Below are 13353 nucleotides of genomic sequence, written 5' to 3'. Positions count from 1 at the left end.
AGAGCATTAAGAGCCTCGCGGTAGGATCGCCCGTACTTGCGAATATATGGTGACGGTTCTTGACTCTCTACGGCAAACTTGTGCGGCTCGGCAGTGCGCTGGCCGTGAACACGCGCTCAACGGTGCTCGCGGCAACCGTTGTGGCCGGAGTCGTCGCCATCCTCGGATTCCTGGTCGATTACCAGAACTCCACCTTCTATGACCGCGAGCTGCGCGCGCGCGTCGACAACCAGGCGGAGCTGATCCGCGCGCAGGTGGAATCGAAGATCAAGGTTCACATCTCCACCATCGAGAATTTCGCCAACCAGATGGCCGTGCAGCCGCAGCAGTCGGTCTCGGCACTGGAAGCGCAGATGCGCCGGCTGATCGCGCGCAACCCCTCCATCGTGTCCATCGCGATTGCGCCCGACTTCCGGGTGAAGATGGTCGTGCCGCCCGAGAGCCGCGATGTCGCCGTCGGCTCGGACCTGCACCAGGTCTTCGGACGCGACTGGACGACCCGCAACGAGGGCGCGCGCAAGCCGCACTTCATGGGTCCGGTCCTGACCGACGACATGCGCGGCGCCTTCGTCGTCGTCTACCCCGTCATCGTCAACACCCGCATGGGCGCCCGCGTCTGGGGCGCCATCGAGGCGGTGATCGACGAAAACAGCTTCTACCGCGAGACCGACCTGCTGACGGGCGGACCCCGCACCGTCGACCGGGTGCGGCTCGCGCTCCGCGACATCTCGCAGACCATCGTCGACGCACCCACCTTCTTCGGCGATGCGGAGCTCGGCGAACTCCAGCCGGTGCGCAAGGTCCTCGCCTTCCCCGGCGGCACCTGGGAAATCAGCGCCGCGCCGGCCGAGGGCTGGAACCAGCATCCGCACAACCAGGTGCTGCTGCGCATCCTTCTGCTGCTGTCCGGCGCGGTCATCCTGCTGCCGATCACCGCGTCGCTGCTGCTTCTGTCCGAGCGCAACGGCATCATCAACGAGCTGCAGAGCCGGGAAACCCAGCTGCGCACGCTGTCGCAGCGGCTCGACCTGGCACTCGAATCCTCCCACATCGGCGTCTGGGAGCTGTCGGCAGACCGCAGCGCACTCTATTTCGACGGCTGCGCCGCGAGCCTGCACGGCTTTGCGGATGCGGAGGCGGTGCGGCCGATGGGCAAGTGGCAGCAGGCCGTGCATCCGGAAGACCGGGCCGTCTGGCTCGAGCACTTCGAGAAGGCCGCCAGCGGGCAGCCAGGGCGCTCGGTGCAGTTCCGCATCGTCAGGGCCGACGGCACCATCCGCCACCTGCGCTCGGCAAGCTCCCACATCGAGGAAACGGCAGGTTCGCGCACCGCGGGCATCGTCTGGGACGTGACCGACGACGTGGAGCGCAACGAGACCCTGCAGCAGGCCAAGGAAAACACCGACATCAAGAATGCGGAGCTGGAGCTGGCGCTGGACGAGCTTTCGAGCCGCGAGCGGGAGCTCGAGGAGCTGTCGCGCAAGCTGGACCTTGCGCTCGATTCCTACAACTGCGGCATCTGGGAAGCCTCGCTGCCGGATGGCACGGCCTTCTGGGACGAGCGGATGGACCAGCTCTTCAACCACAGCCGCCGTGACGGTCCGATCAGCGTCGGCCAGTGGGAGGCCTGCCTCATCCCCGAAGACCGGACCGCCTTCCGCAATGCCTTCTCCTCGCTCTCCGCCTTCAACGGCAAGGACTCCATCATCTGCCGCGTGCCGCTGGAGAACGGCGAATGCCGCTACGTGCGCCTCGTCGGCCAGGTGCACCACGACAAGGACGGCTCCTACACCATCGTCGGCATGGCCTTCGACATGACCCAGGACGCGCTGATGACGGCGGCGCTGAAGGCGGCGAAGGAAGAGGCCGATGCCATGAACGCGGAGCTGCGCGCCGCCAAGGAGCGCATCGAGCACAACGCGCTGCACGACCCGCTGACCGGCATTGCCAACCGCCGCCGCTTCGACCTCGCGCTCGACGCGCTGTCGCGCCGCAGCCATCAGGAGCGCCTGCGCTTTGCGGTGCTGCATCTCGACCTCGACCGCTTCAAGCAGATCAACGACACGCTCGGCCATGCGGCGGGCGATGCCATGCTGGTCAATGCCTCGGAAATCCTCCGTCGCAACGTGCATCCGGACGATCTGGTCGCCCGCATCGGCGGCGACGAATTCGTCATCCTCGTGGAGGACCGCATCGGCGAGGCGGAGCTTTCCTCGCTCGCCCAGCGGATCATCGACGAAATGCGCCATCCGGTGGATTTCGAGGGCTTCCCCTGCCGTTGCGGCGTTTCGATCGGGATTGCCACGGCGGCGGGCCAGCGCATCGATGCGCGCAAGCTGCTGATCAATGCCGACGTCGCGCTCTACCGCGCCAAGAACGAGGGGCGGAACTGCTTCCAGTTCTTCACCCAGGACCTGCATGCGGAGATCATCACCAACAAGCGCACCGCCGACGAGATCCTTGCCGGGCTCGAGCGGGGCGAATTCACCGCCTGGTACCAGCCGCAATTCGACGCGCGCACCTTCACCCTCATCGGCGCGGAGGCGCTGGTCAGGTGGAACCACCCGAGCCAGGGCCTGCTGGGTCCGGAAAAATTCCTCGGGATCGCCGAGGAGCTCAACGTGGTGCAGGCGCTCGACCGGATCGTGCTGGAGACGGCACTGCGCGACAAGTACCGGCTCGCGGCACGGGGGATCGACCTCTCCCGCCTCTCGGTGAATGTCTCGGCCCGCCGGCTCAACGACGCCTCGCTCTACGAGACGCTCAAGGACCTGCCTTTCCGCCCCGGCGAGATCGCATTCGAGCTGGTGGAGGCGATCTTCCTCGACGATCGCGACGACGTGATGCAGGGCAATCTCGAGCGCATCAAGGACCTCGGCATCGAGATCGAGATCGACGATTTCGGCACCGGCCATACCTCCATCGTCAGCCTTCTCCGGCTGAAGCCGAAGCGTCTCAAGATCGACCGCCAGCTGGTGAAGCCGATCATGAACTCACCGAAGGAGCGGGCGCTGGTGCGCTCGATCATCGAGATCGCCCGCTCGCTCGGGGTTGAAACCGTGGCGGAAGGGGTGGAGACGATGGAACATGCGGACATGCTGCTGGCGCTCGGCTGCGACATCCTGCAGGGCTACGCCTTCGCGCGGCCGCTTTCCTTCGACGATTTCGCCGAGGCGGCCCTGCGCAACCACTGGATCGGCGAGCGGCCCGCAAGCCGCAGCGTACAAGGCGCAGTGCGCTGAAGAAGGCGCTTGTCGCGCCTGCCCCTGATCCTCTAATAGTCAGCCGACTTCAATGGCGGCCCGGAAAGGCCGCGCGCAACGGTTTCAGCTCATGTCGCACAATTCCTTCGGCCATCTCTTCCGCGTCACCACCTGGGGCGAAAGCCACGGGCCCGCCCTTGGCGCCGTCGTGGATGGCTGCCCGCCTGGCCTGCGCTTCACGCTCGCCGACCTGCAGGACTATCTGGACAAGCGCAAGCCCGGCCAGAACCGCTTCGTCACGCAGCGCCGCGAGGACGACCTCGTGAAGGTGCTTTCCGGTGTGATGCCGCAGGAGGACGGCGCCTTCGTCACCACTGGCACGCCGATCTCGCTCCTGATCGAGAACACCGACCAGCGCTCGAAGGATTACGGCGAGATCGCCCGCCAGTACCGGCCTGGCCATGCGGACTATACCTATGACGTGAAATACGGGGTCCGCGACTATCGCGGCGGCGGGCGCTCCTCCGCCCGCGAGACGGCGGCCCGGGTTGCCGCCGGCGCGCTGGCCCGGCTCGTGATCCCGGGCGTGACGATCCGCGGCGCGCTGATCCAGATCGGCAAGCACCGCATCAACCGGCAGAACTGGGACTGGGCGGAAGTGGGCAACAACCCTTTCTTCAGCCCCGACCGGGAGATCGTGCCCGTCTGGGAAGAGTATCTCGACGGCATCCGCAAGGCCGGCTCTTCCGTCGGCGCCGTCATCGAGGTGGTGGCGGAAGGTGTCCCCGCCGGTCTCGGCGCACCGCTCTACGGCAAGCTCGACCAGGACATTGCCGGGCTCCTGATGTCGATCAACGCGGTCAAGGGCGTGGAGATCGGCAACGGTTTCGAGGCCGCCGAGATCACCGGCGAGGAGAATGCCGACGAGATGCGCATCGGCCCCGACGGCCAGCCGCGGTTCCTGTCGAACCATGCGGGCGGCATTCTCGGCGGCATCTCGACCGGCATGCCCATCGTCGCGCGCTTCGCCATCAAGCCCACCTCCTCCATCCTCACCGAGCGCCGCTCCATCAACGCGGATGGCGAGGAGGTGAATGTGCGCACCAAGGGCAGGCACGACCCCTGCGTCGGCATCCGGGCGGTGCCGGTGGGCGAAGCCATGCTCGCCTGCGCCATCGCCGATCACTACCTCCGGGACCGCGGCCAGACCGGCCGCCTGAAATAAGCACAGGGAGAGCCATCATGGCCTATGACCAGAAGCGTGTCGTCGAAGCCATCCGCGCCTTCGAGGCGGGCGAGATCGTCGTCGTCACCGACGACGACGGCCGCGAGAACGAAGGCGACCTGATCGTCGCCGCCGTGCATTGCACGCCGGAAAAGATGGCCTTCATCGTGCGCCACACCTCCGGCATCGTCTGCACGCCCATGCCCCGCGAGATCGCCAAGCGCATGAACCTTTCCGCGATGGTGGCCGAAAACGACAGCGCCCACACCACCGCCTTCACCGTTTCGGTCGACTACAAGTTCGGCACGACAACCGGCATTTCGGCCGACGACCGCACCGCGACCGTGCGCAACCTGGCCAATCCCAATGCCGGCCCTGCGGATTTCGTCCGCCCCGGCCACATCTTCCCGCTGGTCGCCCGTGAAGGCGGCGTGCTGATGCGCTCCGGCCATACGGAAGCGGCCGTCGACCTCTGCAAGCTGGCGAACCTGCCGCCGGTCGGCGTCATCTGCGAGCTGGTCAACGACGACGGCACCGTGATGCGCGGCCCGCAGGTGGCCGATTTCGCCGTCCGGCACGGGCTGAAGCAGGTTTCGGTCGCCGACCTCATCGCCTATCGCCAGCGCAAGGAAAAGCTGATCGAGACCGGCGCCTCCTTCCCCGTCGAGACGCCCCATGGCCGCGCCATGGCCCACACCTATTCCCTGCCCTGGGACCCCATGCACCACGTGGCGATCGTCTTCGGCGACATCCGCGACGGCCAGGACATTCCGGTCCGGCTGCATCTCGAGAATGTCGGCGCGGATGTGTTCGGCGCCAACCGGCAGATCGACCGGATCATGGAGCGCATTGCCGCCGAAGGCCGCGGCGTGATCGTCTACCTGCGCGAAGGTTCGGTCGGCGTCGGCCAGTCCGAGACCGCCCGCAAGGGCAAGCACGACCGCGAAGGCCATTCGGAAGCGCAGGCGCGCGAAAGCGAGTGGCTGGAAATCGGCCTCGGCGCCCAGATCCTCAAGGACCTCGGCATCACCTCCATCCGCCTCCTCGCCTCCCGCGAGCGCCACTATGTGGGCCTCGAAGGCTTCGGCATCGAAATCTCCGGCACGGTGATCCTCTGAGGATTGCCCTGTCCGGGGGAAACGGGGCTAGCCCCGCCATCCCTCCAGATAGCGGACGCTTTCCACGCCAGTGAAGCGCGCAAGGCGGTGAAGTTCGGAGTCGAGCCTTTCCAGCCGGCCGGCGGAGGGCTTCACGCCGGGTTCGAGCCAGAGGCGCTTCACGTCGAGGGTGCCGCCCTTGCGCTCCGCCTTCATGTCGATGCGGCCGATCAGCCGGTCGCCTTCCAGGAGCGGGAAGACATAATAGCCATATTCCCGCTTCGCCTCTGGCACGAAAATCTCGATGCGGTAGCGGAAGCCGAAAAGCCTTTCGCAGCGGTTCCGGTCGCGGATCATCGGGTCGAAGGGCGAGAGAACCCGCACGCGGGCCGGCGGCTCCGGACAATCGGCAAGGCGCGCCGAAAAGCCGGCGGGCGCCAGCGACGGGCGCATCTTTCCATCCACCGTGCCGATTGCCACCTCCTCGAGACGGCCGCGGTTCTTCTCCACCCAGGCCTTTGCCTCTTCCGGCGATACGAGATCGTAGAAGGCGGCGATCTCGCCGTGGGTGGCAAAGCCGAGGCGCGATAGCGCGCTCTCGCAGGCCCAGTCGATGAAGTCGGCCTCGCTCACCTCGGCCTCGTGATGCTCGGCGGGGATGACGCGCTCGCTGAGGTCGTAGACCTTCTGGAAGCCCTCCCGCCCCGCGATGGCGAGCTTGCCCGTGTGCCAGAGAAATTCGAGCGCGGTCTTGGAAGGGTGCCAGTCCCACCAGCCGGTGGATTTCTGCGGGGTCTCCTTCATCTCCCGCGACAGCAGCGGCCCGTTTTCGCGGATGCGGGCCAGCACCTCCTCGGTGGCGCTCAGGAACCCCTCCCCCTGCCATTTCGTCCAGCGCTCGATCATGACCGGTTCGCGGCGGCGGAAGCGGTGCTTCCAGTAGGGAAAGAAGGCCGAGGGGATCACCGAGGCATCGTGCGTCCAGTGCTCGAAGAGGCTGCGCTCCGTTTCCAGGAGGTGGGACAGATCCTCCCGGCGGTAGGTCTGGTTGCGCGAAAACAGGATCTGGTGATGGGCGCGCTCCACCGTCTGCACGCTGTCCACCTGCACGAAACCGAGGCCGTGGACGAGATCGAGCAGGCCCTTTCGCCCGAGCGAGCGGCCGGGCGGATCGGCCAGTCCCTGGCTTTGCAGGAACAGGCGGCGGGCAAGCGCATTGGAAATCTCGATCATGGAATCGGCCTGAACGTTTGGTGAACAAACGCCATAACACGGCTTTTCGCACCGGCTGTCCACCCGGAAAATCCACGGGGCAGCCGCTTTTGCTGGACCTTGCCGGACCCGGCCCCTATCTCTTGGGCAGCAGTCAGGAGCACCCATGGCCACCCATTATTACGAGAACCCCGTCTTCCTGAACCACCTCACGCCCGCCGGACACCCCGAAAGGGCGGATCGGCTGCGCTCGCTGAACATCGCGCTCGAACATCCGAACTTCGCCCCGCTGATCCGGCGCGAGGCGCCCGTTGCCAGCGAGGATGCCGTGCTGCTCGCCCATCCGGAAAGCCACCTCTTTTCGGTGATGCGCGCCATGCCGGAAGAGGGCATGAGCCAGCTCGATCCCGATACCTATGCGGGCCCGGAAAGCCTGAAGGCGGCCCTTTCTGCCATCGGCGGGGCGCTTGCCGCCGTCGATGACGTCTTTGCCGGCCGGGCCGACAATGCCTTCGTCGCCGGCCGTCCTCCCGGCCATCATGCCGAGCGCGAGAAGGCCATGGGCTTCTGCTTCTTCAATACGGTGGCGATTGCCGCCCGCCATGCGCAGCAGGCGCACGGGGCAGAGCGCGTGGCCATCGTCGACTGGGACGTGCATCACGGCAACGGCACGCAGGACATCTTCTGGGACGATCCCTCCGTGCTCTTTGCCTCCACCCACCAGATGCCGCTCTATCCCGGCACGGGCGCGAAAACGGAAACGGGCACGGCGGGCACCATCGTCAACGCGCCGCTCAACCCCCATGACGGCAGCGACCATTTCCGCGCGGCCTTCCGGGAGCGCGTCCTGCCGGCGGTGGAGGCCTTCGCGCCCGACCTCATCCTGATTTCCGCCGGCTTCGACGCCCATTACCGGGATCCGCTCGGCCAGATCAACCTCGTCGGCGACGACTTCGACTGGGCAACCGGCAAGCTTCTCGATCTCGCGGGAAAATGCGCCAGGGGCCGGGTCGTCAGCCTGCTTGAAGGCGGCTATGATCTCGAGGGCCTCGCCGAGTCGGCGGGCCTGCATATCCTGCGTCTGATGAAGGGTTGAGAACGATATCATGAGCACCGACGCCGCCGTCGCCGATGTTTCCGCCTATTCCTTCGAAAAGGCCGTTGCCGAGCTCGAGACCATCGTCCAGCGGCTCGAACGCGGCGATGTGGCGCTCGAGGAATCCATCGCCATCTACGAGCGCGGCGAGGCGCTGAAGAAGCACTGCGAAACCCTGCTTTCCGCCGCCGAAGGCCGCATCGAGAAAATCCGCCTCGACCGCGCCGGCAAACCCCAGGGCACGGAACCGCTCGACGGCTGAGTGTGCAAGCGCCCGCGGCCCCTGCGCGACGGGGCATTTGCCGCACCGCACCCCCCTCTGTCCCTGCCGGGACATCTCCCCCTCAAGGGGGGAGATCGACCGTGGCTTTTAAGATTTCCCAAAACAATCAGCGTTTCATTTGCAGAAACGTTGGCGAGGTACTGCCTTCATAAACCCCATCCCGATCTCCCCCCTTGAGGGGGAGATGCCCGGCAGGGCAGAGGGGGGTGCGGTACGTCAAACGCAACGGCGCGCAAGGCAGAGGGGGGTGCGGTGCCGCAAACCCGACGGTTTGCAGGCCAGAGGTGGATGCGCATCCGCAAACTCGACGCCGTGCCGGAACCACGCGACTCTCCTGAAGACAAGCGTGCCGCCATCCGCCATACTGGCATCACGCTTCAGCCACGCGAAGGACCCCGCCCATGAGCTTCTTTCCCGGAAACGATCCCGATGCGGGCGATGCGGCGGCGGCGGATCTGATCGAGCAGCTGATCATCCCGCGGACCAGCGATATCGGCGGGTTCGAGGTGCGGCGGGCCTTGCCGACCGCAAAGCGGCGGCTGGTGGGTCCCTTCATCTTCTTCGATCGCATGGGCCCTGCCCGGCTTGAGGCGGGCGCCGCGCTCGACGTGCGCCCGCATCCCCATATCGGCCTCTCCACCGTCACCTATCTCTTCGACGGCGACATCAAGCATCGCGACAGCCTGGGCACCGAGCTGGTGATCCGCCCGGGCGACGTGAACCTGATGACAGCCGGGCGCGGGATCGTGCATTCGGAGCGCACGCCGGAAAACCTGCGCGGCGGGCCGCTCTCCCTCTCCGGCTTGCAGACCTGGCTCGCCCTTCCCTCGGACCGGGAGGAAATCGACCCCGCCTTCCACCACACCGGCGCCCCGGCGCTGCCGACCTTCGACGAGGCGGGCGCGTCGGGACGCGTGGTGATCGGCTCCTTCCTGGGGCTCAAGGCACCCGTGCCGACCTTTTCCGGCACGCTTTACGTGGACCTGCGGCTCGACGCCAATGCCCGCTTCCCCTTCCCCGCCGGCGAGGAAGAGCGCGCGGCCTATATCCTGACGGGCAGGGTGACCATCGCCGGCGATACCTTCACGGAAAACCAGCTCCTCGTCTTCCGTCCGGGCGATCCGATCACCCTTGCCGCCGGGCCGGAGGGCTGCCACCTGATGCTGTTCGGCGGCGATGCCATGGAGGGCAAGCGCTACATCTGGTGGAACTTCGTGTCCTCCAGCCAGGAGCGCATCGAACAGGCCAAGCAGGAATGGAAGACCGGCCGCTTCGACATCGTGCCCGGCGACGAGGAAGAGTTCATCCCGTTGCCATCCGGATAATATTTTCTAATATTCAGCCCATCTAATTATCGGATGGCGCTGAGATGAAGAGCTTTGCTTTTGTGAATGCAGCTGCGGAGCGTGCTTTCCGTGATCTGCCGATAGAGATCCAGAAGCAGTTTCTCTTCGACCTTTCGCTTGTTCAATCCGGAATGGCACCCGCTTCCGAGTTCAAGGTGCTCAAGGGCAACTGGTCCGGTGTCATCGAGCTGATCGAGAATGGATCTCCGGCATATCGTGCGGTCTACTGCGCAAAATACCGGGAACCGTCTACGTCCTGCATGCCTTTACGAAGACGACGAACGCGGTGGACCGGAAGGCCATGCAAACGCTCGAAAGCCGGTACAAGGCCATGATGGAAATCGTGCGGAAAGCGTGATCAGGCCGCCGCGCCGGTCACTTTGACAACGTCGCAGGTGACACCCGTGCCAGCGACCATGTCGGGCCTCAGCTGGTATCCGAAAAGACCCAGATAGCCGACCAGCTTCGCAGCAGACAGAAGTGCAATTCTCCCCCGCATCAATTCGCTGACGCGCGGTGCCGGTATCCTCAAAATCTCGCCGACCTGCCTCGCCGTGAGATCGCGTTCCCGGATCAATGCCAATATGGTCCGAAGCAAATCGGCTCGCAGCGTCAGGTCGAAGAGTTCCATGGGGTCCGTCGTGACCACCTCGAAGACATTGTCGTAATGGATCGGGCCGGACATGGAGACCTTCGGATTTACATTTTTCCGTAAGTTGACACAAGCCTCGCTAATATTCAACCCCGCTTCCCTATCGGGATGATTTCCGGCATGTCAGGGCCCCAGGCCTCGCCGGACCAGTCGCCGAGCCATCTTTCGGCCTTGAGGCCGGCCTCCTTGAGAATCGCTTCCAGTTCCGCCTTGTCGGGGAAGGCGATGCGGGATTTTGCCTCGTAATGCCTTGTGCCGATGAGGTTCCGGGAATGGGTCTCGTAGGTGACGATGCCGGTTGCGGCATCGAGGCTGGCCTCGTTCCAGGCGAGGAAGGTGCCGAGTTCGGGATGCTCGATCACCCGCTCGCTTTCGTCGCGGTTCCATTCCAGCCACTCCTCCGCGGCCGGGTTGCGGCTGTCGAAGATGAAGCGGCCCTTGTCCGAGAGGTGGGCGGCAATGGTGCGGAGAAGCGCCAGCCGGTCCTCGCGCGTCAGCATGCACTGGAAGGCGTGGCCGGTCATGGTGATGAGGTCGAACCGCTCGTCCAGCCTGAGGCTACGGGCATCCGCCTCGAGGAAGGTGACGTCCTGTCCGCCCTCCCGGGCTCTCGCGATCGCCAGCATCGCCGATGCGGGGTCGACCCCCACCACGCGGCGCTTGCCGCCTTCGGCCATGGCCACCGCGAGAAGGCCGGTTCCGCAGCCGAGATCGAGGACGGATTTCGCCTGCGCGGCCATGTCGAAACAGGTTTCCGAATCGTCCATCCACTCGTTCTCGACGTCATAGAAGCTGGCGAGCGTGGGATCGTTGTAAAGCAGGTCTTCGTGCATGGTTTCATCCTTGGCTGGAGGCGAGAGGTAGCGCAGAGCCGCACCGCTTCCTACCCCGCAGAGAAAAAAACCTTCGCAGAGGCATGAATTGGCGGGATTTGCGAGAGTGCTGCGGCTTTTTGCGCTATAGAGGACAGACCTTCTTGAATTCGCCGGCTTTTGCCGCAACTGAAATTGCAGTAAAGCCGGGCCCGAATGTCCGCATGATGAAGAAGAGGCCAAAGCCCGTGACCACACGCCCCGACACGCCGCTGCTCGACAAGGTGCATTTCCCGTCCGACCTCAAGGGGATCGACGACAAGGATCTGCCCCAGCTCGCGCGCGAACTGCGCGACGAGATGATCAGCGCCGTTTCCGTGACCGGCGGGCATCTCGGCGCCGGGCTTGGCGTGGTGGAGCTGACGATCGCCATCCACAAGGTCTTCAACACGCCCGACGACCGGCTGATCTTCGATGTCGGCCACCAGTGCTATCCGCACAAGATCCTCACCGGACGGCGCGACCGCATCCGGACGCTGCGCCAGGAAGGCGGGCTTTCGGGCTTCACCCGCCGGGCGGAGAGCGAATACGATCCCTTCGGGGCGGCCCATTCCTCCACCTCGATTTCCGCCGGCCTCGGCATGGCCGTTGCCGCCGATCTTGACGGCAAGGATCGCAAGGTCATCGCCGTCATCGGCGACGGCGCGCTTTCTGCCGGCATGGCCTATGAGGCGCTGAACAATGCCGGCGCGCTCGATGCCCGCCTCATCGTCATCCTCAACGACAACGACATGTCGATTGCGCCGCCGACGGGTGCCATGAGCGCCTATCTCGCGCGCCTTGCCTCCGGCCGCACCTACATGGGCATGCGCGATCTCGGCAAGAAGCTCACCGCCTATCTCGGCAAGACGGTCGACCGGGCAATCACCCGTGCGGTGGAACATGCCCGCGGCTACGTGACCGGCGGCACCATGTTCGAGGAAATGGGCTTCTACCATATCGGCCCCATCGACGGTCATTCCTTCGAGCATCTGCTGCCTGTCCTGCGCAACGTGCGCGACAACCAGCGCGGCCCGGTGCTGATCCATGTGGTGACCCAGAAGGGCAAGGGCTATCCCCCGGCGGAAGCCGCCGCCGACAAGTATCACGGCGTCAACAAGTTCGACGTCATCACCGGGGCGCAGGCGAAGGCAAAGCCCAATGCGCCCGCCTACACCGCCGTTTTCGCCGATGCGCTGGTGGAAGAGGCCCGGCTCGACGAGAAGATCGTCGGCATCACCGCCGCCATGCCCTCAGGCACCGGCCTCGACAAGCTGGCCGATGTCTTCCCGAAGCGCTGCTTCGACGTGGGCATTGCGGAACAGCATGCGGTCACCTTTGCCGCCGGCCTTGCCGCCGAGGGCTACAAGCCCTTCTGCGCGCTCTATTCCACCTTCCTGCAGCGCGGCTATGACCAGGTGGTGCATGACGTGGCGATCCAGGGCCTTCCCGTCCGCTTCCCCATCGACCGCGCCGGTTTCGTCGGCGCCGACGGGCCGACCCATGCGGGTTCCTTCGACACGGGCTTCCTTGCCGCCCTCCCCGGCTTCGTCGTCATGGCGGCCGCCGACGAGGCGGAGCTCAAGCACATGGTACGCACCGCCGCCGCCTATGACGAGGGGCCGATTTCCTTCCGCTATCCGCGCGGCGAAGGCGTGGGCGTCGAGCTTCCGGCGCGCGGCGACATCCTCGAGATCGGCAAGGGCCGGGTCATCAAGCAAGGCAGCAAGGTGGCGCTCCTCTCCTTCGGCACGCGCCTTGCCGACTGTCTGCTGGCGGCGGAAGAACTGGATGCCGCTGGGCTTTCCACCACGGTTGCCGATGCCCGCTTTGCCAAGCCGCTCGACACGGCCCTGATCCACGATCTCGTCAAGAACCACGAGGTGCTCGTCACCATCGAGGAAGGGGCCGCCGGCGGCTTTGCCGCGCAGGTGCTCCAGCATCTGGCGACAAACGGCCTCCTCGACCACGGCCTCAAGATCCGCCCGCTGGTGCTGCCCGATCTCTGGATGGAGCAGGCCAAGCCCGAAGCCATGTACGAAAAAGCCGGCCTCGACCGCGCCGGCATCGTCCGCACGGTGTTCGAGGCGCTCGGTCAGGGCGGGTTGAAGGCCCGGGTTCTCGCGCCTTAAGGGGTGTGTGTTGGTGCACCCCGTCCTTGGGGTTTGAACATGCGGTAGCACACCCCCCTCTGTCCCTGCCGGGACATCTCCCCCTCAAGGGGGGAGATCGACATTGCGGTATTTGGTTTCCTCAAACAACAAACGTCCCATTTGTCGATATGTTGGCTGAGGAATGCCATCATAAACCCTATCCCGATCTCCCCCCTTGAGGGGGAGATGGCCGGCAGGCCAGAGGGGGGTGCGGTACGGCAAATGCGGACAGAGG

11 protein-coding genes are annotated in these 13353 nt (G+C 65.4%); 8 read left to right on the top strand and 3 right to left on the bottom strand.

The window, feature by feature from the left end; all coding sequences use genetic code 11:
• Window positions 1–59: 59 nt before the first annotated feature.
• From GGR23_RS08035 to ribB, 3 genes are all read left to right on the top strand, one after another.
• On the top strand, window positions 60–3242 hold the full coding sequence (locus tag GGR23_RS08035; protein WP_183365647.1) for a bifunctional diguanylate cyclase/phosphodiesterase: 3183 nt from the start codon (window positions 60–62) through the stop codon (window positions 3240–3242).
• 91 nt (window positions 3243–3333) lie between these two features.
• Complete coding sequence (gene aroC / locus GGR23_RS08030) at window positions 3334–4428, top strand: chorismate synthase (RefSeq protein ID WP_183365646.1); 1095 nt, start codon at window positions 3334–3336, stop codon at window positions 4426–4428.
• Window positions 4429–4445: 17 nt separating this feature from the next.
• Entirely contained in the window at window positions 4446–5546 is a 1101-nt protein-coding gene (gene ribB / locus GGR23_RS08025; protein ID WP_183365645.1) for a 3,4-dihydroxy-2-butanone-4-phosphate synthase, read from the top strand.
• A 27-nt stretch (window positions 5547–5573) separates the two neighbouring features.
• Here the strand turns inward: ribB and GGR23_RS08020 are convergent, their stop codons facing one another.
• Window positions 5574–6758: a winged helix-turn-helix domain-containing protein gene (locus GGR23_RS08020; protein ID WP_183365644.1), complete on the bottom strand. Its 1185-nt coding sequence runs from the start codon at window positions 6756–6758 to the stop codon at window positions 5574–5576.
• Window positions 6759–6903: 145 nt separating this feature from the next.
• On the opposite strand from GGR23_RS08020, the gene GGR23_RS08015 reads away from it, so the two are divergent.
• The 4 genes from GGR23_RS08015 to GGR23_RS23520 all read left to right on the top strand — a co-directional run bounded on the left by GGR23_RS08015 (window position 6904) and on the right by GGR23_RS23520 (window position 9797).
• The gene (locus tag GGR23_RS08015) at window positions 6904–7833 is read left to right on the top strand and encodes a histone deacetylase family protein (protein ID WP_183365643.1); all 930 of its coding nucleotides are present in this window, start codon (window positions 6904–6906) and stop codon (window positions 7831–7833) included.
• A gap of 10 nt (window positions 7834–7843) precedes the next feature.
• Entirely contained in the window at window positions 7844–8095 is a 252-nt protein-coding gene (locus GGR23_RS08010; RefSeq protein ID WP_183365642.1) for an exodeoxyribonuclease VII small subunit, read from the top strand.
• A gap of 422 nt (window positions 8096–8517) precedes the next feature.
• The gene (locus GGR23_RS08005; RefSeq protein WP_183365641.1) at window positions 8518–9441 is read left to right on the top strand and encodes a pirin family protein; all 924 of its coding nucleotides are present in this window, start codon (window positions 8518–8520) and stop codon (window positions 9439–9441) included.
• Between the two features lie 44 nt (window positions 9442–9485).
• On the top strand, window positions 9486–9797 hold the full coding sequence (locus GGR23_RS23520) for a type II toxin-antitoxin system RelE/ParE family toxin (RefSeq protein WP_343066617.1): 312 nt from the start codon (window positions 9486–9488) through the stop codon (window positions 9795–9797).
• Window positions 9798–9820: 23 nt separating this feature from the next.
• Here the strand turns inward: GGR23_RS23520 and GGR23_RS08000 are convergent, their stop codons facing one another.
• Both GGR23_RS08000 and GGR23_RS07995 read right to left on the bottom strand, forming a co-directional pair.
• The gene (locus GGR23_RS08000) at window positions 9821–10147 is read right to left on the bottom strand and encodes a helix-turn-helix domain-containing protein (protein ID WP_183365640.1); all 327 of its coding nucleotides are present in this window, start codon (window positions 10145–10147) and stop codon (window positions 9821–9823) included.
• 53 nt (window positions 10148–10200) lie between these two features.
• Entirely contained in the window at window positions 10201–10947 is a 747-nt protein-coding gene (locus tag GGR23_RS07995; RefSeq protein WP_183365639.1) for a class I SAM-dependent methyltransferase, read from the bottom strand.
• A 227-nt stretch (window positions 10948–11174) separates the two neighbouring features.
• Between GGR23_RS07995 and dxs the strand changes: the two genes are divergently transcribed.
• Window positions 11175–13097 carry a 1-deoxy-D-xylulose-5-phosphate synthase gene (dxs, locus tag GGR23_RS07990; RefSeq protein ID WP_183365788.1) on the top strand — a complete coding sequence of 641 codons (1923 nt, stop codon included), beginning with the start codon at window positions 11175–11177 and terminating at the stop codon, window positions 13095–13097.
• Window positions 13098–13353 lie beyond the last annotated feature (256 nt).

The organism is Gellertiella hungarica, assembly GCF_014197145.1.
Taxonomy (GTDB): domain Bacteria; phylum Pseudomonadota; class Alphaproteobacteria; order Rhizobiales; family Rhizobiaceae; genus Gellertiella; species Gellertiella hungarica.
This window is presented reverse-complemented; position numbering and strand designations above follow the sequence as displayed.

Bases quoted from the DNA above. Each gene is read 5' to 3' on its own strand.
- GGR23_RS08015 (WP_183365643.1), top strand. From the start codon at position 6,904: ATGGCCACCCATTATTACGAGAACCCCGTCTTCCTGAACCACCTCACG.
- GGR23_RS23520 (WP_343066617.1), top strand. From the start codon at position 9,486: ATGAAGAGCTTTGCTTTTGTGAATGCAGCTGCGGAGCGTGCTTTCCGT.
- GGR23_RS08000 (WP_183365640.1), bottom strand. From the start codon at position 10,147: ATGTCCGGCCCGATCCATTACGACAATGTCTTCGAGGTGGTCACGACG.
- ribB (WP_183365645.1), top strand. From the start codon at position 4,446: ATGGCCTATGACCAGAAGCGTGTCGTCGAAGCCATCCGCGCCTTCGAG.
- GGR23_RS08010 (WP_183365642.1), top strand. From the start codon at position 7,844: ATGAGCACCGACGCCGCCGTCGCCGATGTTTCCGCCTATTCCTTCGAA.
- GGR23_RS07995 (WP_183365639.1), bottom strand. From the start codon at position 10,947: ATGCACGAAGACCTGCTTTACAACGATCCCACGCTCGCCAGCTTCTAT.
- GGR23_RS08005 (WP_183365641.1), top strand. From the start codon at position 8,518: ATGAGCTTCTTTCCCGGAAACGATCCCGATGCGGGCGATGCGGCGGCG.
- aroC (WP_183365646.1), top strand. From the start codon at position 3,334: ATGTCGCACAATTCCTTCGGCCATCTCTTCCGCGTCACCACCTGGGGC.
- GGR23_RS08020 (WP_183365644.1), bottom strand. From the start codon at position 6,758: ATGATCGAGATTTCCAATGCGCTTGCCCGCCGCCTGTTCCTGCAAAGC.